Origin of the sequence: Bacillus yapensis (assembly GCF_005280205.1) — a bacterium.
Lineage (GTDB): Bacteria > Bacillota > Bacilli > Bacillales > Cytobacillaceae > Robertmurraya > Robertmurraya yapensis.
This window is the reverse complement of sequence record NZ_SUND01000014.1, coordinates 1-22,523: the sequence shown is the minus strand read 5'-3', so window position 1 is coordinate 22,523 and position 22,523 is coordinate 1. Positions and strand designations below refer to the sequence as shown.

The window sequence follows — 22,523 nt, the reverse complement described above, 5'->3', positions numbered from 1 at the left end:
TAATATTATTTTTCAGAGGATATAACGTTTTCATAGCTATTCTAACACGATCATGTAAGATCTACAAAGGTTTTTACTATTGAAATAGTAAAAAAATATATCATATAAATACCTATTCCGATAAAATTTCTTGAAAGCCTTTTCACAATATTTCAGATTACTGATTCCAGTTTAAAAGACAGTTCTTCTTATTTTTAAGAGTCATTCAGACATAGAAAAAAGTTGATTCCGCTTTAGGCGAAGGCCTTCACCTACATTAGAAATTTATAAATACCAAAAAGACTACTCGCCTCTTCTGATCCTTGGATAAATTTTCTCAAAAATAGACAAAATATGCTTTGAATTTAATCCTAGGAGGACTGACAGAGCGTGAATGTAGGTCGTGCAAAAGAAATAGTAGAAAGCGCTGATATCCACAACGTCACTTATGAAGGAACACCAGTCATTATTCAACATGTGGATGAGCAAACGAAGATGGCTAGAATTTACTCGAAGAAAAATCCAGAAGATGAACAAGATGTACCCATTCTGAATCTAATTGAAGAGGATTAACGAGAGTGGCTTCCGTAATTTACTGAAAATTTTGTTGACTTCGTTCGTTAATTGTAGTAAAGTTTAGAAAATTAAATCTTGTATTTCTTATCAAGAGAGGTAGAGGGGCTGGCCCTATGAAACCTCAGCAACCTGCATGAATTTTAAGCAAGGTGCTAATTCCAGCAAGTTCGCTTTTAAGACTTGGGAGATAAGAAGAATGGCTAAATTAAACGTAAAGTCTTCTTCTTATAGAAGACTTTTTTTATTTCCTTACGCTATTTTCTTATTGCTTGTTGTTTTTTTCGTAAATGTCTTAAAACCGACATTTACACATCAAACGGGGTTTAGTGCTACAAATGATTTTTGCACGGCACTTTTCGCTACATTTTATTGTTTTTAAGATTCGATACCGCTAGTCAATTAATCAATTTTTATCTAAAAGCAAGAAGTTTTTTTCGTAAGAAAATAAACAATCTCTGCGAAAAGAGCCTTTACCTATCACCACCTAACATAAAGGAGTGTAAACAATGCATCAACTTGAAACTACTTTAGCGCAAATTGGAAATCGAAGTGAAACAGCAACTGGAACCGTTAATCCCCCAGTTTATTTTTCTACTGCCTTTCGACATGCTGGCATTGGAGAATCAACTGGATTTGATTATATTCGAACAGGTAATCCAACGAGACAATTGCTTGAAAAAACGATCGCTGAGCTTGAAGAAGGTGATGCAGGCTTTGCGTGTAGCTCCGGTATGGCGGCTATCTTAACTGTTGTCTCACTTTTCCAAGCAGGAGATGAATGGATTGTTTCGCAGGACCTCTATGGTGGAACATACCGTATGTTAGAACAAGGCTTCAAAAAATGGGGCCTGAAGGTAACCTATGCTAATACAAGTGATCCAACTAATATTTCTCAATACATAACGAAAAATACAAAGGCTATTTTTATCGAAACACCAACGAATCCAATGATGGAACAAACGGATATTAAAGCAGTTTCAGAAATTGCAAAAGAGAATGAACTACTTCTTATCGTCGACAATACATTCTATACACCATATATTCAAAAACCGATCAAAGATGGTGCAGACATTGTTATTCATAGTGCTACGAAATACTTAGGTGGTCATAATGATGTTCTTGCAGGTTTGGTTGTCGCAAAAGGGGAAAAATTATGTCAGGATCTAGCATTCTATCATAATGGCAACGGTGCTGTCTTAAGCCCTTTTGACTCTTGGCTCTTAATGCGCGGGATGAAAACATTAGCTTTAAGAATGGATCGTCATGAACAAAACGCAAAAGAACTTGTTGAATATTTATCAAAACATCATAGCATTACGGATGTTTTATACCCTGGTCGTGGAGGAATGATTTCATTCCGCGTTCAAGATGAAACATGGGTCAATCCTTTCTTAAAAAACTTAAAACTCATTTGTTTTGCTGAAAGTCTTGGCGGCGTAGAAAGCTTTATTACCTACCCTGCTACCCAAACCCATGCTGATATCCCTGAAGAAGTTCGATTTGCAACTGGCGTAGATAATCGCTTATTACGTTTTTCAGTGGGCATTGAAAATGTACGTGACTTAATTGAGGATTTAGAACAAGCTCTAACTAAGGTAAGTAAGGAGGCTGTACGATGAGTGACGAGTGTTTTTCTTTTGAAACCAAACTTCTACATAATCGCCATAAGTTTGACGTAACCACAGGTGGTGTAAGTGTTCCAATTCAACACGCCTCCACCTTTCATCAATCAAGCTTCGATAAGTACGGAAAATATGATTATAGTAGAAGCTTAAATCCAACAAGAGAAGCACTTGAGGAACAAATTGCTGAATTAGAAGGTGGCGTGCGCGGATTTGCTTTTGCTTCAGGGATGGCTGCCATTTCAACAGCCTTCCTTCTTCTTTCAAAAGGAGATCATGTTGTCATTACAGAAGACGTATATGGTGGGACCTTCCGAATCGTAACTCAGGTCCTTTCTCGATTTGGAATTGAGCATACTTTTGTTGATATGACGAATCTTCAAGCAGTCAAGGATGCAATCCAACCGAATACGAAAGTGTTTTATGTTGAGACGCCTTCAAATCCTTTACTGAAGGTTACGGATATTGAAGCCATCAGCCAATTAGCAAAAGCTCACAATGCCTATACTTTTGTTGATAATACTTTTTTAACACCCGCCCTTCAAAAACCGTTGGAATTAGGAGCAGATGTTGTCCTTCATAGTGCGACTAAGTTTCTTTCCGGCCATAGTGATGTTGTAGCAGGTCTTGCTGTTGTAAAAGATGAAGAGCTTGGAAATCAACTAGCCTTTTTACAAAATTCATTCGGAGCTGTGTTAGGTGTGCAAGATGCTTGGCTTGTGATGCGCGGATTAAAAACATTATCTGTAAGACTTGAGCAATCGGTCACCAATGCTAGTAAGCTCGCAAACTATTTAAAGGATCATCCTTTAGTAAAAAATGTTTACTATCCTGGTCTATCTGACCATCCACAATATGAATTACAAAAGAAACAAGCAAAAAGTGCTGGTGCGGTCCTTTCGTTTGAATTAGAGAGTGAAGAATTAACGAAATTTTTCGTTGAGAACGTTAAAATTCCAGTGTTTGCCGTTAGCTTAGGAGCTGTGGAGTCCATCCTCTCCTACCCTGCCAAAATGTCACATGGGGCTATGCCTAAAAATGAACGTGAAAAACGTGGAATTAGCAATAGCTTATTAAGACTATCTGTTGGATTAGAACATGTTGATGACTTAATCGCTGATTTTTCTAATGCCTTAAGTAACGCAATAGCTGTAGTAAAATAGAAAGGAGTAAAACTATGAGTTTCCTAGACAGATTAAAAAATGAAATCTTAATTGCAGATGGTGCCATGGGAACCCTTTTATACTCCTACGGAACAGATAGCTGTTTTGAAGAACTAAATGTATCCCATCCAAATGATATTCTTAAAATACATGAAGCTTATATTGCTGCAGGTTCAGATATCATCCAAACGAACACTTATGCTGCAAACTATTTAAAGCTACAAAGATACGGCTTAGAAGAATCCGTCAAAGAAATAAATTCGGCAGCCGTAAAAATAGCGAAACAAGCGGCTAACAATAAAGCTTATATTGTTGGAACAATGGGCGGAAATCGTGGCGTTAATCCAAAAGCCATTTCCATCGATGAAATAAAGCGAAGCTTTCGCGAGCAACTCTATTGTTTATTATTAGAAGGAGTTGACGGGATTCTCCTCGAAACCTTCTATGACTTAGAAGAGATTGAAACAGTATTAGCGATTGCTCGCAAGGAAACCGCTCTACCAATTATTGCGCAAGTGTCGATTCATGAGCCAGGGATTATGCAAAATCAAACACCAATAAATGAAGCCTTTGAACGACTTGAAGCATTAGGGGCAGATATTGTTGGGTTAAATTGCCGACTTGGTCCCCACCATATGATTAAAAGTTTAGAAGAAGCGCAGATTCCGAATCAGGCGTTTCTTTCTGCATTTCCAAATGCGAGTCTACCAACCTATACAGATGGAAAGTTCCATTATGAAGGAGAAGCCGATTATTTTAAAAAATCTGCCCAAGCCTTTCGTGAACAAGGGGTTCGTCTTCTTGGAGGTTGCTGTGGAACGACTCCTGCACTTATTCGTTCCTTTGCAGAGGAATTAAAGGGTGCGAAACCAGTTACAGAAAAAATAGTCAAGTTTAAGCGTGTTTCTTCCATTTCTATTGAACACGCACCAATAAAACGGAATAATACACCATTACAAACAATCGCTTCAGAGCGACCTTCTGTTATTGTCGAATTGGACCCACCAAGAAAGCTGAATACTACCCGCTTTTTCGAAGGAGCAAAAGCATTGAAAGAAGCAGGAATCGATGCCATTACGTTGGCAGATAACTCTCTTGCCTCCCCTCGAATTGAGAATTCAGCTCTTGCTTATTTAACGAAAACACAGGTGGGATTACGCCCACTTGTTCATATTACGTGCCGAGACCGAAACATGATTGGACTTCAGTCTCACTTGATGGGCTTACATACACTTGGGTTAAATGACGTTCTCGCTGTTACTGGTGACCCTGCCCGCGTAGGAGACTTCCCTGGAGCCTCTTCTGTATATGATGTTTCGTCATTTGAATTAATTCAAATGATTAAGCAGTTTAACGAAGGCTTATCAATCTCAGGAAAGGATCTTGGTCAAAAAGGTGACTTTTCTATAGCAGCAGCTTTTAATCCAAATGTTCGCTCCGTCGAAAAAGCCGTACAACGATTGGAAAAGAAAATTAAGTATGGTGCTGATTATTTTATTACACAACCTGTGTATTCAGAAGAAAAGCTAATTGAGGTCCATGAGGCAACAAAGCATTTAGATACCCCTATTTATATTGGCCTTATGCCACTTACAAGTAGCAAAAATGCAGAATTTCTTCACAATGAAGTACCAGGCATTAAAATTTCAGACTCCATTCGGAATACAATGGCTGAACTGCAGGACGATCCCATTCAGTCCGCACGCGAAGGAATTGCGATTACGAAATCACTAATTGATGCAGCTTCCGAGCTCTTTAACGGAATTTATCTAATTACGCCATTTCTACGATATGAATTGACAGTTGAGCTTGCTCAATATGCAAATGAATACAGCAGCATCCTAGGGAGGAAGCAGAATGTCTAATGCAATACTCAATAAAGAATTAGCGAAAAAAATTCTCATCATGGACGGCGCGATGGGCACCATGTTGCAGCAAGCCGAATTAACAGCTGAAGACTTCGGTGGAGAACAATTTGAAGGCTGTAATGAAATCCTAAATATTACAAGACCTGACGTGATTGAGTCGATCCATCTTCAATATTTAGAAGCAGGTGCTGACATAATCGAAACAAATACGTTCGGGGCTACAGAAATTGTCCTTGATGAATATGAATTAGGTTCAAAAGCTTATGAACTAAATAAAACTGCGGCCCTAATTGCTCGAAAAGCTGCCGATAAATTGTCTTCCCCTTCTTGGCCCCGCTTTGTTGCCGGTTCGATGGGACCAACAACGAAAACATTATCAGTAACAGGTGGGACGACATTTGAAAAACTGCAACAGTCCTATGAAGAACAGGCCCTAGGGTTAATTGATGGGGACGTTGACATTCTTCTCCTCGAAACGAGTCAAGACTTGCTTAATGTAAAAGCTGGTTTCTTAGGTATTCAAGCGGCTTTTAAAAAGCGAAATGTGGAGATTCCTATAATTCTATCCGGAACGATTGAGCCAATGGGTACAACCCTTGCTGGACAATCGATTGAAGCATTTTACATTTCCGTTGAGCATATGAAACCGTTAGCGATCGGCCTAAACTGTGCGACGGGTCCAGAGTTTATGCAGGACCATATCCGCTCATTATCACAACTCTCGCTTGCCGCAGTTAGCTGTTATCCAAACGCGGGATTACCAGATGAAGAAGGAAACTACCATGAAACGCCGGAATCTCTCGCCAAAAAACTGGGTGGATTTGCTGCAGAAGGCTGGCTAAACATCGTTGGCGGCTGCTGTGGTACGACACCTCAACATATTAAGGCTATAGCTGAAGAAATGAAGCAATATGAACCTAGAAAGCCAGCTGAACAGCAAAATCATATGGTTTCTGGGATCGAGCCTTTTATTTATGATGATCCTACCCTTCGTCCGATTATGGTTGGCGAAAGAACAAACGTAATTGGGTCAAGGAAATTCAAGCGACTTATCTCCGAAGGTAAGTTTGAAGAAGCAGCCGAAGTTGCTCGTGCACAGGTGAAAGGCGGCGCCCATGTCATTGATATTTGCTTGGCAGACCCTGACCGTGATGAGCTTGAAGACATGGAAAATTTCCTAAAAGAAGTAACAAAGAAAATCAAAGCACCTCTCGTTATCGATTCGACTGATGAAAAAGTGATTGAAAAAGCATTATCCTATTCACAAGGTAAAGCGATTATCAACTCTATTAATCTAGAAGATGGTGAAGAACGCTTTGAATCGATTGCGCGGCTTATTCATCAATTTGGTGCTGCCGTTGTAGTTGGGACAATTGACGAAAAAGGAATGGGTGTCTCTGCCGAGAGAAAACTAGAAATTGCTACCCGTTCCTACGATCTGCTAGTAAATAAATATAAAATTTCCCCAGTAGATATTATCTTTGATCCACTTGTCTTCCCAGTAGGAACAGGTGACGAACAATACATTGGCTCGGCTAAAGCAACGGTTGATGGAATACGATTGATAAAAGAACATTTCCCTAAAACATTAGCTATTTTAGGTATTAGTAATGTTTCCTTTGGCTTACCTCCTGTTGGCAGAGAAATTTTGAATTCTGTCTTTCTCTATCATTGCACACAGGCTGGCCTAGATTATGCCATCGTAAATACGGAAAAACTAGAGCGCTTTGCCTCTATTTCTAAAGACGAAGTTGCAATGGCAGAGAAGCTGTTGTTTGAAACTACACAGGAATCACTTGCAATCTTCACTGATTTTTATCGAGATAAGAAAAAGGAAGCTAAAAGCTCAATTCCAGATATGACATTAGAAGAACGACTAGCTTATTATGTCATTGAAGGAACGAAAGAAGGATTAATTGCCGACCTAAACATCGCGTTAGAGACTTTCCCTACCCCACTCGAGATCATTAATGGACCATTAATGAATGGGATGAAAGAAGTTGGACGCCTGTTTAACAACAACGAGCTTATTGTTGCTGAAGTTTTACAAAGTGCCGAAGTGATGAAAGCAGCTGTTTCTCATCTTGAACCATTTATGGAGAAGAACGACACTAGTTCAAATAAAGGAAAAATTATTCTAGCAACCGTAAAAGGCGATGTTCATGATATCGGTAAAAACCTCGTTGATATTATTTTAAGCAACAACGGGTATGAAGTAATTGACCTTGGCATCAAGGTTACGCCGACTACTTTGATTGAAGCTGTGAAAAAAGAACGGCCAGATATGATTGGCTTATCTGGACTATTAGTCAAATCTGCTCAGCAAATGGTCTTAACAGCACACGATTTAAAGCAGGCTGGAATTGATATTCCAATTTTAGTTGGTGGTGCAGCCCTATCAAGAAAGTTCACCGATACGAAAATTTCGAAGGAATATGATGGACTCGTTCTTTATGCAAAAGATGCAATGAACGGCTTAGCAATCGCTAATCAGGTTCAAGATCAAGAGGAACGAAAGGTATTAGTTGAAGCTCATAAAGCAAAATTAGAAGCAGCACCTGTTGTTTTTTCTTATGAACGCCCTACATCAACAGCCGTTTTAGAAAAACCAAAGGTGAGCACGACCGTTCCTGTCCATATTCCAAGAGATACAAAAAGACATATATTAAAGTCTTATTCACTTGCACATATCGAGCCATACATTAACAAACAAATGCTAATCGGCCATCATCTAGGCGTAAAAGGAAAAATCGAACAGCTTTTACAAGCAAACGATGAAAAGGCTCATAAGGTCAATGATATGGTCAATCAATTAATTCTTGAAGCAAAGGAACATCATTGGATAACGCCTTCTGCTGTGTATCAATTCTTCCCTGCTCAGTCGAACGGCAATCAAATTTATATTTATGACCCTGAAGATCCGAAACGAATCGTTGAGAAATTCGATTTTCCACGTCAAGACAAAGGCTCTTATCTATGTCTTGCTGATTTTATTAAATCAGTTGATTCAGGAGAAATGGATTATGTAGGATTTTTTGCCGTAACTGCAGGTAAAGGAATCCGACAGCAAGCTGATAAACTGAAAGCTGAAGGTAGATTTTTAGAGTCTCATGCCTTGCAAGCACTTGCCCTTGAATCTGCTGAAGGATTTGCAGAATTGATACATCGTCAAATTCGAGACGCATGGGGATTCCCTGATCCAATTCAGATGACGATGCAGGAACGTTTTGCTGCAAAATACCAGGGACAACGTTTCTCATTCGGTTATCCTGCTTGTCCTGAGCTAGAAGATCAAACGAAGCTCTTCTCCCTCATTCATCCTGAGGATATTGGCATTCAACTAACAGAAGGATTTATGATGGAGCCAGAAGCATCCGTAACAGCGATGGTCTTTGCCCATCCGGAAGCTAGGTATTTTAATGTATTGTAAAAAAAAGCCAGAGACGCATTCAACCTGCATCTCTGGCTTTTTGCATTTCATTCTATAAATCTTTTAAAATCGGCAACTTCACCTCAACGGTCGTGCCTTCCCCTTCCTTACTTCGAATGTTCCATTCGCCATCATGACTTTCGATGATGCTTTTTGACACCATTATTCCAAGGCCAGTACCTGTAGCTTTTGTCGTGAAGAAAGGTTTTCCGATATTTTGTAAAATTGATTTTGGTATACCTACACCGGTGTCTGTAAAGGAAATGACAATATGGTCACATACTCGCATTGTTTCAATGACAATGCTTCCACCTGCACCACTAGCTTCAATGGCATTTTTGATAATATTGATAAACACTTGCTTGATCTTATTCTCGACCCCTTTAATCATCACAGAGTTTAAATTTGGGTCCATTTTTGGCTGTAGCGTGATTCCATGTAAATTAGCTTGAGCACTCATGAGTGTTGTTACATTCTGAATCAATTGGTCTAAACTCACTTCTCTAAAATCATCATGACCGGGTTTTGCCAATAATAATAACTCACTAACGATTGTATTTATCCGATCGATTTCTTGAATCATAATATTAACATAATCACTATCCGTCGAATATTTATACTCGAGTAACTGTGTGAAGCCTTTTAAGCTGGTTAACGGATTACGAATTTCATGCGCAATACCCGCAGCTAATTCCCCAACTACATTCAGTTTCTCCGATTGTTGTATAAATTCTTCGTTCCGTTTAACTTCCGTCATGTCTCGTATAACAATATGTAGAGAGGCTTTCCCTTCATAAACGAAAGGAATAATTTTGATTTGCACATCAATAACGTCTCCGTTCACGCAAACTAGTTTCTCCTCATACGGAAGAATAGTTTCTCCACGTGATAACTGCTTGTATACTTTCCTAGCCTTTTCCTGATCAGACGGGTGAACAATTTCAAACATGCTCCTCCCAACCAATTCTTCCTTTGAATTGGCTTTTAAAAGCTTTACTCCTGTGTCATTAATAAAAGAAATATTTTCACTTGAAACAGCTCGAACAATAATCGCCTCCGGAGAATTCTCTACGAGTTGACGATATTTTTCTTCACTTTCATATAATTGTTTCATAGTTGCTTTCTTTTCTTCTATTTCGTTATGTAGATTTCGGTTCGTTTCGCTCAGTTCTAATGTTCTTTCCTTTACTAAGCTTTCGAGCATTTCAAAATAATGCTTTCTCTCGGTTATATCACGAATCGTACAAACAAAGATCTTCTCGTGTTCCACCTCTGTATCAGCAATGTGAAGCTCAATCGGAAAGGTCGTCTTGTCTTTTCGAATAGCAGTCGTTTCCACATTTGCTTTTGTTGGAATATCAGAAATGGACAAGTCGAAGAGTAAATCAACCTTTTTTCCAACTAGTTCACCGTCCGAATAACCAAGCATTTTTTTAACCGTAGGATTTAATGACAGGATCGTACCGTCCTCAGAAAAAAATACGATCGAATCAATCGAGGTTTCCCCAATCGCTCGTGACATCGCCTCTTTTTTCTTAAGTTCTGTATAAACCCGCTCAAGCTCCTTTGTTCGACTAGCAATTAAGTTTTTCTGCTCAAGAATGATCTTCTTCTGTGTGTACATGGAAATAAAGCCGTCAACCTTACATTTTAATACGATCGGATCAAAAGGCTTTATAATATAATCAATGGCTCCAACTGAGTAACCATATAATACATTTTCAACTGTTTGACTCAAGGCCGTTATAAAAATGATTGGAATGTCCTTCGATTTTTCTCGTTCTCGAATCATTTTGACTGTTTCAAACCCATTCAATAATGGCATTTGTACATCCATTAAAATAACTGCAAATTCTTCCTTCAATACCCATTTCAACGCTTCGATCCCAGAATTCGCTTTAATAAGTCGATACTGGGGAGAAGTGAGAACAGCCTCAAGAGCTAATAAATTCTCAGGACGATCTTCAACTAATAAAATATTAACTTGTGTATTTTCCATAACTTTCCTCACTTCCCTATGGATTCATTGTCTAATTGACAAAGCCAAACCTTCATCAATAAAATTAATTGTTCCAAATTCACTGGCTTCGTCATGTAATCCGAAGCTCCTGCTTCAATACATTTATTTCGATCTTCGCTCATCGCTTTAGCGGTTACAGCAATAATGGGAATATGTTTTAATTTTTCACTTTTGCGAATCTCGCGCATCGTTTCATAACCATCCATTTCTGCCATCATAATATCCATGAGGATAATATCTATGTCTCTATTGTTTTCTAAAATCTGAATCCCTTCCAAACCATTTTCTGCAAAAGAAACCTTCATCCCTATTGCTTCTAGCACTGTCGTCAGTGAAAAAACATTCCTCATATCATCATCAACAATCAATACATGCTTTCCTGTAAGTTCATGATCTTGGACTATGTTTGCCCCTAATCGAGGTTCTTCAACCACTTGGTGTTGCAAGTCAAATGTATCTAGTTCTACATTTGGATATGAATGGACCACTTCTGCTTCAAAATTAACTGGTAAGTAAAAGGTAAAAGTACTTCCTTTTCCCTCTGTGCTCTCAACCGTAATAAATCCAGACAATAGTCCCGCCAATTCTTTGCTAATTGATAAACCAAGGCCAGTACCTCCATATTGACGACTAGTCGTTCCATCGACCTGCTGAAAGGCTTCAAATATCAGCTCTTGATTTTCCTTCGAGATCCCGATGCCTGTATCTGCTACAACGAATGCAATATATTCTCCTTGTAGGTGCATCGTTCTCTTGACGAACACTCTTACTTTCCCTTTTACCGTAAATTTAATAGCGTTCGAAAGTAGATTTTTTAGAATTTGATAGACTTTTTGTGTGTCAGTATAAACGAATCCTGGGATATTACTAGCGACCTCAACTATGAATTCGAGATTTTTCCGGTTTGCTAATGGTTCAAATTGGTTTGTAATAAAACTAACCAAATCGCCAATCTCCATTTCGTTTCGTTTAATATCAATTTTTCCAGATTCAATTTTAGCTAAATCTAGAATGTCGTTAATAAGATTGAGTAAATCCTTTCCCGCTGCGTGAATCGTATTGGCATATTCCTTTTGTTTTTCAGTTAAATTATTTTCTTTATTCTCGAGAAAAATTTGCGCCAAAATTAGTAAACTATTCAATGGGGTACGTAACTCATGAGATATATTTGCCAAAAATTCAGTTTTATATTTCGATGTTAACTGAAGCTGCTTTGTTCTTTCTTCTAGCTCCAATTTTGTTACTTCTAGATCTTTCGTTTTTTGTTCAGAATGCTTATATTGAGTCTCAAGCTGTTCGTTCATTTTTCGCAACTGTTCTTGTTGAAACTGCATTTCTTCAGATTGCATCCGCAGCTCTTCATTAAGCGCCTGTGATTCTTCGAGTAGTTTTCTTACCTGCATCTGTTGCATAATCCGGTCGATCGTCACTCCAAGCTGGTTCATGGCTTCTATTAGCAATTTTTCGTGAAGTTGCGGAAATTCCCTTTTTGTAGCTAGTTCTAGTACGCCAACTACCTCTCCATCTAAAAGAATCGGGAAGATAAGAATTTCGTTCGGAACACTTTCTCCCATATGGGAAAAGAATGTATTAGGTAAACTTTGGACACTTTTGATCCGTCTTAACCTTCCATCCCTAGCGCATTGACCCACCATTCCTTCTTCCAATTCAACTATTAATGAAGGTTTAGCAAAAACATCATCCGTATAGGAACAGACCTTCAATAAATAAGGTCTTGAGCGATCATTCTTAATGATGTAAAGTGCGCCATAACATGCGTCTACCATCGGAATAACCGCTTGAAAGTATTTTTCATCAAGATTATTAATATCGAATATTTCTTGTGAAAGCATCGAAAGCTCGGCAAGTCTCATAGAAAGCCAATTTTGTTCCTCAACTTCCTCCGTATACTGTCGCTCCATCCGTTCATGTGCTTCAAGTGCTGTTGCCATTTCATTATAGGCTTGTGCAATTTCTCCAATTTCGTCATTCGATAAGTCTCTTAATCTTGGAAGATTTTCAGAACCGTACTGAATACTTTTCATTACATCTCGAATATTCTGAAAGCGGTTTGTGATGCTTCTTATGACCCATCTAGATACCCAAAAACCAATTAATAGCGTAATAATGATTGAAACGACAGTAAACTTCACATAAAAATCATTCGAAACCTTGGTACTTTTTAGAGTATCCTCCATAATTCGTTCTTGTATGGAAATCATGCTTTCAGTTGTATTGATGATTTGATTGTCTCTTTTAATATCAGTTTCATAGACGGAAGCAGCCTTTTCAGTATTTCCTCCATCCACAATGGTCAGTATTTCATTGATTAATTTTTCGTATTCTTCTATCTGCCCATGTAAAATATTCAGTTTATCCTTGGCTTTTTTGACCTTAATGATCGCATCTAGCGTATGTAAATCATCATTTATTTCTTCCAAACCTTCGCGGATACTCTGTACATTCATATCCTTTGATGGGGCGTTGTTATGATCGATCGTATCCTTTAAATCATTATCCACATTCTTAATTCCAACCCGAATATGATTCAATAGTTGGATTTTCAAATAGCGATCCTCGTATAGCTCATTCAATTCTTGATTTTGACTATGGATGATTCCAACGATAAATCCGACTAAAACAGCAATTACCATGATAATTAGGCTAAATCCTACGTACAGCCTTGTTGTATACTTCATCTATAAAGCTCCTTTATCTATCATAGTTTTCACTATCTAAATCTAGTAAACCATATTTTACCGGCTTTATTAAGATAAAAAGCTGAATTTTTTAAAAAAGGGAGATTATAACTATTTACAAAACTACACCTCAATATACTGCTTTCCGTACGCACTTCAGGTAGGAATGAATCTACTAGAATGTGGCTAAAAAAAGAGCCAAGGATCATGACAACCCTTGGCTCTTCTACAACATTATTTAATTAGACAGATCATAAGTAAACTTATCAATGATACAGTGATTGAAGCGAATAATCCTGTTAAAAATGGCTTTATCCCAATTTTTGCAAAGCCCTTTAAGTTGACCTGCATCCCTACTGCAGCCATGACCATGATAATTAAAAACTTTGCTAAGTTGCTGCTAAGTTCCTGGACATTTAATGGAATCCAGCCAATGGAATTAAGAATACTCATGACTAAGAACCACACGATAAACCAAGGAAATGCTTCTTTTAACGATTGCTTAACGCTTCCCTTTTTCCTGTTACTCATAAGAAATGGCAAGATAATAATGACTGGCAATAAAAAGAGCGTTCTAGCCAATTTAACGGTTGTAGCAATTTCTCCAGCCTCATTGCTATAAGCAAAACCTACTGCAACGGCAGAGGAAGTATCATGTACGGCAGTCCCTGTCCAAATACCAAATGATAGATCGTCTAATTGAAATAAATGACCCACAACTGGATAAACAAAAAAGGCAATCAAATTAAAAAATACAATTGTTGAAATCGCATAGGCTGTTTCATCGTCCTTCGCTTCTAACACGCCTTTCACACAAGAGATAGCCGTGGCACCACAAATACTCGATCCTACACCAATCATCAATGTTAATGTACGATCAAGCTTTAAAAGCTTTCCAAACCAAAACGTCAGTCCGATGCCCAAAATTACGGATACAAGAACGACTAAAAGCGATTGCTGACCCACTTTTATAATAGCATTAAGATTCAAACTGGCACCAAGAAATATAACAGCAAGTTTTAATAAGTCTTTTATCACAAAACTTAATCCAGCATCGAAGGTTGGTTTGATGCCGACCGTATTTTTAAGAATAATACCAATAATAATGGCGAAAAGAATTCCTCCGATTAAAGGGAATAACCCCCCCAGAAATTGCGCAATGATGGCGATAACCACTACTAGAATGATACCTTTTGCCCGTTTTGACCACGATGAAAGTGCATCTTGTTGAGTTAACAATCGTTTCACTTCTCCTCTATCTTTATACGCTTAGGAACAATTTTTCAATAAATCATGTAGATAAAAAATCGCATAATAAAGTTGAGTTTACATAAAAAACTAACCACTTTCAAACATTTCATCTTAATCGGGCATAAAAAAACGCACAAAAAGAGTGTCCCTCGATACCCTTTTTGTGCGTTTACTATTAAATATTAACGACTAGCTGTTTCTGTGCTGATAAATTGAAGATCGATAAACTCTTTAAAATCTGGTTTTTCCTTTAGGAATTTTAACGCGTAAGAGCTATCAGAAAACGCTTGAATTGCCTCTTGGTCTACTTCATACGTGAACCCAATACGGTCCCAAGCTAAATCTACAACTTCTTTTGCTAACTCTTGACCAGTCGTGATTTCAATATCCTTGATTGTTATTTCTTTTGCTTCTTCAGGATTTGCATTAATGAAATCAACCGCTTCTTTATGTGCTTTTACGATTTTATCAATTGTTTCTTTGTTATTATCAATCATTTTACCACTTGCAACTAAAATAGATGCTGGTAATGTTTCTCCAAAAGAAATCTCATTCCAAGGAATGACCACTTCAGCACCAGTTTCCAATTGAATTTGAGCTGCCCAAGGTTCTGGAGCAACAGCAATATCAATTTTTCCAGCTTGAAGCATGGCAGAATACTGAGCTGCATTTCCTGTTAAGTGTTTCATCGTACCACCAATACGCTCTGAAGTGATACCAAGATCTTCTAGGTAAGTTTCATACTGAACATCATGTGTACAACCAACGGCTGGTGTAATAAATGTTTTTCCAGCTAAGTCTTCAACAGAATTAATTCCACTATCTTTTCTTGCTAAAACAACTGTACCACCAGTGGATGCACCAGCGATCACTCGAACATCAGCACCAGTAGAATAGTTATTCATTGCTGGACCAGGTCCAACTAAACCAGCATCAATTTCACCTGTTTTTAATGCTGTCATAAAGGCTGAACCATCCGCGAACGTTTTGTATTCTACAGTTGTTCCATCGCCCAATTCCTTTTGGTAGTAGCCTTTATCTTTCGCTACCATCGCTGGTACGTGGTTAATATTTGGGAAATACCCAATGACTACTTTTTCTTTGCCATCCTTCTTACCTGTAGCGGAATCAGCACCACAGCCTGCTAGAATGCCAGCAAATAACATAAAAATGATTGCTAAAAATATGGATTTCTTCTTCACTCTGTTCTCCTCCAAAACTATGATTCTAGTCCCCATCTGCGGGAGACTGATTTTTCAACCCGATTAAAAATAAATTGGTCTACGACTGAACCAATGACACCGATAATGACAATGACGCCAATAACAAGACTCATATCGCCAAAATCTGATGCATATTGAAGCGTGTAACCTAGACCAGGTCCTGTACTTAATAGCTCCCCTGCCATTAAAGCACGCCAAGCAAATGCCCAGGCAAGACGGGCTCCGGTTACTACATATGGAATCGATGCCGGGAAAACGACTCTTATAAAAAGGTCTATTCCTTTTGAACCCATCGTTTGCGCTGCTTGAATATATAGAGGAGAAACATTTTTTATTCCCATTCTCATGTTTAAGGTCATAACAAACGTCCCGCCAAGTACAACCACAAAAATAACGGATACTTCATTCATTCCAAACCACATAATCGCTAGTGGCAACCAAACAATACTTGGTACACTTTGTAAAGCTAAGATGAGTGAACCGATTGTATCATCTGCATATTTAGATTTCGCTAGAAGAATCCCGATTAAGGAACCTAAAACCAATGAAATTCCTAATCCAATAAATAAGCGTTTAAAGCTGGCAACCAAGTCGTAAATCAATGTTTTATCCCCAAACCCTTGAACCAATGACTCTAACACCATTGATGGTGATGGAAGAATAATTGGCATCCAAAGCTCAAGTCTTGAGCCAAGCTCCCATAAGAAAACAACTACTATAAAGAAAATGACTTGTCTGATGAATTTTTTCATACGGCTAATTCCTCACTTACGACTTTGTCAATTTCCTTCTTTAAGAAGCTCATAATGTAATCCTCAAGTTCGATCATTTCCTGTTTATGTTCTTCTCTTGGTCTCGGTATATCGACTTTGATGTCTTGTAAGATAATCCCTGGCTTTGTACCCATCACGATAATCCGATCTGATAGCTTGATAGATTCAGAGATGCTATGAGTGACAAAGAGGATCGTTTTCTTCGTTTCTGTCCAAATCGTTTCAAGCTGTGTGTGTAGCCGAGAGCGTGTTTGCTCATCTAAAGCACCGAACGGCTCATCCATCAATAACGTTTCAGGATTCATCGCTAATGCCCTTGCAATCGCCACACGTTGTTGCATTCCCCCAGAGAGCTCGTGAGGATAATGCTCTGTATATTTTCCTAATTGGACCATTTGCAAATATTTCTTCGCAATCTCGATTGATTCTTTCTTCGACATCTCTTTCTTTAATGGAAAAGTGACGTTTTCGATGACGTTCAACCACGGGAAAAGAGCCGCTTGTTGAAAGACCATTCCTCGATCCTTACCTGGCTTAGTTACCTTTGTATCATTAACGAAAATTTCCCCTTCTGTTGCTTTCGTCAACCCTGCAACAATATTTAACAACGTTGACTTCCCGCACCCTGACGGTCCAAGAATGGAAATAAATTCACCTTTATCAATCGACAAATTAATGTCCTTCAAGATATCGACAGGCTCATTTTCTTTATTTAAAAATTGTTTATTTATATGATTAATCTCGATAAACATCTAAACACACCTATCTCATAATTCTTATCATATTACTCGGAATACATGGTTTTAATTATAGGTTATTTAGTACTAATGTCAATATAATATTGCAAAAAAACAAAAGACCAAATCATTATCGACTTGGCCATAAATTTCAATATAAGGTACCCACGTTCCTACGTAGTCCCTTCCTCTTTATTCAACTCTATTTCATCTCGCATCCGCTCTTCTTCTTCATCCACACTTATCCTTGCAATTTGCTCGACTAATTGGTGATGAACAAGGTCCATATCTTCTTGGCAATGGAACGGTTGTTTTTTATCCATTTTGGACACTCCTTAAGAGCTCTTTCTTATATGTTTACCAAAATGATTTTAAGTATGCGAGCGGCATTTGTTTAAGCGAATTTAATTCCTATTAACTGAGAAACAGCTTTGCAAAACTTCGACCAATCCTTTGGAAAAGCTTGAAGCCCTTCGCTTTCATAAACCATTCCCTTAGTTTTCAGATGTACAGACCATGAAGTACCGTCTAAAACGAGGGATTCCGGCTGATAATCTCGCTCCCAATTCCATATACTCAAGCGGATAATTTCCTTTTTAAACTGTTCCACATCACCAATAAAAACCGTTTTTTCTTTATTTACAGCTACCCTATTGTCGATATTCCATTCAAAAAGATAAAAACGATTATGAATAAAATCTACAGCCACTTTATAAGTTGGTCCTGGAAACTTTCCAATCATCGCCGTTAAAGTAATCAATTCTTTTTCTTCTCGAATTGAGACGATATTATCCTCCACCGAGAATAGATCCTTTTTTCTGCTGACAACTGACTTTACATGGGATATTTGAACAGGCTTTTCTCTTTCTTTCTTAATGATACTCATCTCATTCATTTCATCGCAGATGGAATCAAAGGAAACTGGTCCATTTTTTTCTATGATGTCTAATATAATTTCATACATATTCATGTTCAAACCCATTCCTTTAAAATGATATGGTTAGAGAATTTTCTTTATAGCTTGTTAAAATTATAAATCATTTTTTCTTATTTGACTGTAACAAACTGCACGATTTTATAAAAATCCCTTACATAATTTGTTTTTCGATTAACAACCCTATTGATAGGAGGTGCACAATTGAAATCAAATAAAAGAGACTTACCAGATTTTAAACAACTAGAAGATCGCGTGATTGCTAATCCTTCCCCTGAGCCAATGCTCGTTATCAAAACCAATCTTGATCCAAAGGATTCAACTGAAAACAACCCATATCTTCAAAATGAACCAGAAGATAAAGAAGAATTTCAAGAGTTCTTCGAGTAATGTTATATTTTTGAACTACCCCCACCTAAAATCCAAATGGATTTTTGAGGAAGGGGATTCCTAAAAAGGCTACCAAAGGATTTAGTAGACCACCACCCGTTCAACTAGGCAATGGGTTTTCTACTTCTCACCTTGAACAAACCTTTTACCTCCAAGTCTGAAAGAGCCCCTTGAGGAAAGAGTTGATTCATCGAGTCAATCTTGTCGCAGGCAAAAAGTTCTATCCGATAGAACGCGTGTTTACGAACATCAGACAGGCATGACGAAACCCACTTCCACTGCGCCCAGTGATGTAGACCTGCTATCTTCTCTGGTAACAGGGAATGCAACACTGGTGGAAGTGTTTCTTTGAATCCCATTGCACGTCGTGCAATGACATAAGAAGCAGCTTGATGAATCGAAATTCCCAATCGCTTCATATATTTGATTTTGCCAATTTGGGAAGTGTAGGCTGGATTCACATCAAACACGGCTACACCCATTTTCTCTGCCCGATTTTTAATGGCAGAAATCATTTTATTGTACGCAAATTGACTCATCGCTTTATTGGCTTTTCTGTTGCCGTATGGATGAGAAACTTTGGATTGGGTGGTATTTAATTTTTCCAACGCAATGGGCTTATTTAACTTCATCGCTAAATCAACAATAACTACGGCTTTGTTTTCAATGATTTTTGTGATTTGTTCAGATGTTTTTCCTTCCAAATCGAAAGAAAACACACCTGATTTAATCAGTTGACCTTTTGCATTAATATTGGACCAGGCGATATGGTCTACATTTAAATCCAGACCTAATAAGCCGTCTGCACGACTATGATTTTTATGAGGATTCTCTGGCACATCGACTATGCATTTGAAAATATAGTAGTCCCCATGGTCTTCCACAGACCATGCAATGGGTTTGCCGTATTTCTTTTTGTTTTTGCAGTTCATCTGTGTTTCAATTGCGTGGTCAACCTGTTCTTGACCATGTGGAAATACAAGGTTTTCAATCTTTAACTGAGTGCCATCCGGGGTCTTGAAATTAAGTTCTCTCGTCTCTGGAATATAACAAAACACGAAATTACCGACTTTGGCATCTTTTCGTCCACTAATGGTCATTTGATTGTAACGAGATTGTTCCCAATCTTTTCTCCATTGTTGATGATCATTTTGATAGTTTTCTATGGTATGTTGAGCCTTGAATAATTTTTTCGTGCCAAAAACTACACTATTGATGTTATTTTTTAAACTTCTTATCTGTTTTTGCAATCTATCTAATCTGAAATCTAGCCGACCTAATTTTCTTTTAAAAAAAGCGATTTGAGCATCTAAATAGTCATGTTCAAATTGATATGCGTGATAGTAAATGTCTGTTTTCTCATAGAATTTCACCACAAAAAAATGGCCAAATTGTTGTTCTCTGGAGGTTTGATTGAATTTTGGATTTCCGTTTATAAAAGATTGTTTGATTTTTAAAAGAGTTGTTAAATGGCGTTTGGTTGATTTTATTTTCTTTTTAACCGAAGTGATTTGAACTTCTTTATTTTCGATATACATTTTTTGAAGTTCCTTTTGCGATTTGATCAAGGCGTTTGCTTCTTGAACAGCACTACCTGCATAATGATCATTCAATTGAAACCGTTCCTTTACAGTAAGGTGCAAAGATATTTTCCTTCTCGATTCACTAGACCGTTTTTCTAACACTTGTATTTGGAATGAGAATTGTTTGGCACGGCTAAACAAAAGATGGGCATGAGAAATAGAATTCGTATATTTTTCAGGTAACGTATTTTTGTATACACGAGTAGAAAAATAAGTTTTCCTCATTTCTCAACCACCTCCAAAAGGAACGTTTGTTCTTACTTTTATTTTACCAAAAATTCAAAACCTTGTCCCTTTGTTTTTATTTAATTTTGAAAATAGACACAAAAAGCGATTCATCTCCTCCCTACATCGTTGAGGAAGGAGTCTTCTCGCTAGTGTTGATAAAAAATACTAAAAACAACAACTGACGCTCTCGGATATACTTTCAATGAGGTGTCAGTTGTTCTATTTATGGAGTCATATACTATCATTTTCAAAAAAACTTTTCGTCTGAGCAAACTTTTCTTACCTAATCGCGGTATTAATTAATAGAAATGCATTTCAAACAATTCCTGGGAGGAGTGACACCATTCACATGGACGCAACAATGCTTCAAAAAATCATAAATGGCGATAAGGAAGCTTTTCGCACCTTTTACAATCAACAAGTCGATAAGGCTTTACGCGTTGCAATATTAATTACGAAAAATAGAGAACTTGCAAAAGAAGCTACGCAAGAAACCTTTATAAGAGTTTTTAAAAATCTATCTTCCTTCGATTCCAGTAGACCATTTGACCCTTGGTTCTATCGGATCTTAACGAACGAATGTAATCGTATTTTAAAGAAGGAATCCAAGATGACTCACCTACCCGATTACGCAGAAGGTGAGATAAAGGACCCTTCGATTGATAATAAGGAATATTCTGATCTAGATGAAGCAATTCAGTCTTTAAATGATCTATATCGGATTCCTATTGTTTTAAAATACTTGAAGGGTTTTTCTGAAAAGGATATTTCAGTTGCGCTCGAAACAAATTTGAACACGATAAAGTCCCGTCTCCATAAAGGTAGAGCCTTATTAAAGGACTATTTATTAGAGCTAGAGGATAGGGGGAAGAACCATGTATAACGATTTCGATAAAAAAATTGAGGAGCGCCTAGAAGAAATGTCAAACTTCGATGCAAAAGATAAAGCCGATATTTGGAATGCCATAGAACAAGAGTTATTTACAGAACATCATAAGGGAGACGTTAAAATGAAACCAAAAAAGAAAAGATGGGGAATACTTGTAGCTGCTGCCGCAGCAATGTTACTTGCTTTTGGTTCACAAACTGAAACTGGTAGCGCACTAGTTGATAAAGTTAAGGAAATGTTTGTACCTGAGAAAGATGTACAGATTGAAATTGAAGGAGATAAAGAAGATACGAATCTTAAATTAAATGAAGGGAAAGAAGCGGATTACGTTATTTATATAGATGAAGAGCGTTATGTGATGAATAAGACAGAAGCTGGTGATGTCATTACAACAAAAGAGCCTCTAGAAGAACGTTATCCAGAAGTCTCTATGACAATCACACAAGTTAAGGATAAAGACACGGAAGAAGTTTATAGTGAATTAAGAAATACGATTTTAGCTGTATATCCAACGATTATTTTAGAAGAACAAGTAACTGAGCCTGTTGCTGGTCAAATGTTACTTGCAAAAGAAAATGGGAATGACTGGGATAATGAGATGACAAGAGTGTATGTAGTTGATAACGAAGCAGGAGGTAGTTTTATCATTCAACAAAAGTACTTTTTAGAGGCTGAAGAAGGTCATGGTGCACGTTTCGACCAAATGCTAAAAGAATTTCATATCGTAAAAGAATAATCTAACTCAGTTTTCTTTTTGAATGTTGTTTTTTTCGTAAATGTCTTAATTTTTTTCTTCAAAAAAAATCTAAAGCCGACATTTACACCTCCTACGTGGTTTAGTGCTACAAATGACTTTTGCACGGCACTTTTTGCTACTTTTATCGTTATTAAGTGGCAATTTCACTAGTCATTTAATCAATTTTTATCTTAAAGCAGCAAGTTTTTTTCGTAGGAAAATAAACAATCTTTGCAAAAAGAGCCTTTATCAAAAAAGACAGTTATCAATAGGTAACTGTCTTCTATATATTTACTTCAAATGTTTTTGATGGCCCCAAATATCCGAAAGTTGACGGTATTGCCTGTCCAGAATTAGATGGTTATAATGTCCATATAGACATATTTCTGAACATTTCGACATATGTAATTCTGGAGAAAGGA

Annotated in this window: 17 protein-coding genes and 1 riboswitch; of the genes, 8 read left to right on the top strand and 9 right to left on the bottom strand. The window is 37.5% G+C overall.

All coding sequences use genetic code 11. From position 1 onward, the window contains the following. Positions 1-369 precede the first annotated feature (369 nt). The 5 genes from FAR12_RS16085 to metH all read left to right on the top strand — a co-directional run bounded on the left by FAR12_RS16085 (position 370) and on the right by metH (position 8,638). On the top strand, positions 370-552 hold the full coding sequence (locus tag FAR12_RS16085; protein WP_126409833.1) for an H-type small acid-soluble spore protein: 183 nt from the start codon (positions 370-372) through the stop codon (positions 550-552). Between the two features lie 84 nt (positions 553-636). Next, positions 637-749: riboswitch (SAM riboswitch) on the top strand. A 312-nt stretch (positions 750-1,061) separates the two neighbouring features. Beyond that, positions 1,062-2,174: a methionine biosynthesis PLP-dependent protein gene (locus tag FAR12_RS16080; protein ID WP_126409832.1), complete on the top strand. Its 1,113-nt coding sequence runs from the start codon at positions 1,062-1,064 to the stop codon at positions 2,172-2,174. After that, positions 2,171-3,340: a cystathionine beta-lyase gene (gene metC, locus FAR12_RS16075; protein ID WP_126409831.1), complete on the top strand. Its 1,170-nt coding sequence runs from the start codon at positions 2,171-2,173 to the stop codon at positions 3,338-3,340. The genes FAR12_RS16080 and metC overlap by 4 nt, the downstream gene beginning before the upstream one ends. 14 nt (positions 3,341-3,354) lie before the next feature. Further along, the gene (locus FAR12_RS16070; protein WP_126409830.1) at positions 3,355-5,205 is read left to right on the top strand and encodes a bifunctional homocysteine S-methyltransferase/methylenetetrahydrofolate reductase; all 1,851 of its coding nucleotides are present in this window, start codon (positions 3,355-3,357) and stop codon (positions 5,203-5,205) included. Beyond that, positions 5,198-8,638, top strand: coding sequence for a methionine synthase (metH, locus tag FAR12_RS16065; RefSeq protein WP_126409829.1), 3,441 nt, complete (start codon positions 5,198-5,200; stop codon positions 8,636-8,638). Before FAR12_RS16070 ends, metH begins: the two co-directional genes overlap by 8 nt. Before the next feature lie 52 nt (positions 8,639-8,690). On the opposite strand, the gene FAR12_RS16060 is transcribed toward metH, so the two are convergent. The 8 genes from FAR12_RS16060 to FAR12_RS16030 form a co-directional block, all read right to left on the bottom strand. Further along, positions 8,691-10,637 carry a PAS domain S-box protein gene (locus FAR12_RS16060; protein ID WP_126409828.1) on the bottom strand — a complete coding sequence of 649 codons (1,947 nt, stop codon included), beginning with the start codon at positions 10,635-10,637 and terminating at the stop codon, positions 8,691-8,693. A gap of 8 nt (positions 10,638-10,645) precedes the next feature. After that, positions 10,646-13,357: an ATP-binding protein gene (locus FAR12_RS16055; protein ID WP_126409827.1), complete on the bottom strand. Its 2,712-nt coding sequence runs from the start codon at positions 13,355-13,357 to the stop codon at positions 10,646-10,648. A gap of 234 nt (positions 13,358-13,591) precedes the next feature. Further along, complete coding sequence (locus FAR12_RS16050) at positions 13,592-14,596, bottom strand: YeiH family protein (RefSeq protein WP_126409826.1); 1,005 nt, start codon at positions 14,594-14,596, stop codon at positions 13,592-13,594. A gap of 194 nt (positions 14,597-14,790) precedes the next feature. Next, positions 14,791-15,810 (bottom strand): aliphatic sulfonate ABC transporter substrate-binding protein, encoded by a 1,020-nt coding sequence (locus tag FAR12_RS16045; RefSeq protein WP_126409825.1) that lies wholly within the window; start codon positions 15,808-15,810, stop codon positions 14,791-14,793. Positions 15,811-15,827: 17 nt separating this feature from the next. After that, on the bottom strand, positions 15,828-16,583 hold the full coding sequence (locus FAR12_RS16040) for an ABC transporter permease (RefSeq protein WP_126409824.1): 756 nt from the start codon (positions 16,581-16,583) through the stop codon (positions 15,828-15,830). Beyond that, positions 16,580-17,356 (bottom strand): ABC transporter ATP-binding protein, encoded by a 777-nt coding sequence (locus FAR12_RS16035; protein WP_126409823.1) that lies wholly within the window; start codon positions 17,354-17,356, stop codon positions 16,580-16,582. The genes FAR12_RS16040 and FAR12_RS16035 overlap by 4 nt, the downstream gene beginning before the upstream one ends. 158 nt (positions 17,357-17,514) lie before the next feature. Then, the gene (locus FAR12_RS23515) at positions 17,515-17,664 is read right to left on the bottom strand and encodes a hypothetical protein (protein WP_170972230.1); all 150 of its coding nucleotides are present in this window, start codon (positions 17,662-17,664) and stop codon (positions 17,515-17,517) included. Between the two features lie 71 nt (positions 17,665-17,735). Continuing rightward, on the bottom strand, positions 17,736-18,311 hold the full coding sequence (locus FAR12_RS16030) for a hypothetical protein (RefSeq protein ID WP_126409822.1): 576 nt from the start codon (positions 18,309-18,311) through the stop codon (positions 17,736-17,738). 168 nt (positions 18,312-18,479) lie between these two features. Between FAR12_RS16030 and FAR12_RS16025 the strand changes: the two genes are divergently transcribed. After that, positions 18,480-18,665, top strand: a complete 186-nt coding sequence (locus FAR12_RS16025; RefSeq protein WP_126409821.1) for a hypothetical protein — start codon at positions 18,480-18,482, stop codon at positions 18,663-18,665. 104 nt (positions 18,666-18,769) lie between these two features. Here the strand turns inward: FAR12_RS16025 and FAR12_RS16020 are convergent, their stop codons facing one another. Then, the gene (locus FAR12_RS16020) at positions 18,770-20,473 is read right to left on the bottom strand and encodes an IS200/IS605 family accessory protein TnpB-related protein (protein WP_126409820.1); all 1,704 of its coding nucleotides are present in this window, start codon (positions 20,471-20,473) and stop codon (positions 18,770-18,772) included. Between the two features lie 352 nt (positions 20,474-20,825). Here FAR12_RS16020 and FAR12_RS16015 point away from each other — a divergent pair, with 352 nt between their 5' ends. Both FAR12_RS16015 and FAR12_RS16010 read left to right on the top strand, forming a co-directional pair. Continuing rightward, positions 20,826-21,359, top strand: coding sequence for an RNA polymerase sigma factor (locus FAR12_RS16015; protein ID WP_126409819.1), 534 nt, complete (start codon positions 20,826-20,828; stop codon positions 21,357-21,359). After that, entirely contained in the window at positions 21,352-22,101 is a 750-nt protein-coding gene (locus FAR12_RS16010) for a hypothetical protein (protein WP_126409818.1), read from the top strand. Before FAR12_RS16015 ends, FAR12_RS16010 begins: the two co-directional genes overlap by 8 nt. Positions 22,102-22,523 lie beyond the last annotated feature (422 nt).

Bases quoted from the DNA above. Each gene is read 5' to 3' on its own strand.
- FAR12_RS16080 (WP_126409832.1), top strand. From the start codon at position 1,062: ATGCATCAACTTGAAACTACTTTAGCGCAAATTGGAAATCGAAGTGAA.
- metC (WP_126409831.1), top strand. From the start codon at position 2,171: ATGAGTGACGAGTGTTTTTCTTTTGAAACCAAACTTCTACATAATCGC.
- FAR12_RS16070 (WP_126409830.1), top strand. From the start codon at position 3,355: ATGAGTTTCCTAGACAGATTAAAAAATGAAATCTTAATTGCAGATGGT.
- metH (WP_126409829.1), top strand. From the start codon at position 5,198: ATGTCTAATGCAATACTCAATAAAGAATTAGCGAAAAAAATTCTCATC.
- FAR12_RS16060 (WP_126409828.1), bottom strand. From the start codon at position 10,637: ATGGAAAATACACAAGTTAATATTTTATTAGTTGAAGATCGTCCTGAG.
- FAR12_RS16055 (WP_126409827.1), bottom strand. From the start codon at position 13,357: ATGAAGTATACAACAAGGCTGTACGTAGGATTTAGCCTAATTATCATG.
- FAR12_RS16040 (WP_126409824.1), bottom strand. From the start codon at position 16,583: ATGAAAAAATTCATCAGACAAGTCATTTTCTTTATAGTAGTTGTTTTC.
- FAR12_RS16035 (WP_126409823.1), bottom strand. From the start codon at position 17,356: ATGTTTATCGAGATTAATCATATAAATAAACAATTTTTAAATAAAGAA.
- FAR12_RS23515 (WP_170972230.1), bottom strand. From the start codon at position 17,664: ATGGATAAAAAACAACCGTTCCATTGCCAAGAAGATATGGACCTTGTT.
- FAR12_RS16030 (WP_126409822.1), bottom strand. From the start codon at position 18,311: ATGAATATGTATGAAATTATATTAGACATCATAGAAAAAAATGGACCA.
- FAR12_RS16020 (WP_126409820.1), bottom strand. From the start codon at position 20,473: ATGAGGAAAACTTATTTTTCTACTCGTGTATACAAAAATACGTTACCT.
- FAR12_RS16015 (WP_126409819.1), top strand. From the start codon at position 20,826: ATGGACGCAACAATGCTTCAAAAAATCATAAATGGCGATAAGGAAGCT.
- FAR12_RS16010 (WP_126409818.1), top strand. From the start codon at position 21,352: ATGTATAACGATTTCGATAAAAAAATTGAGGAGCGCCTAGAAGAAATG.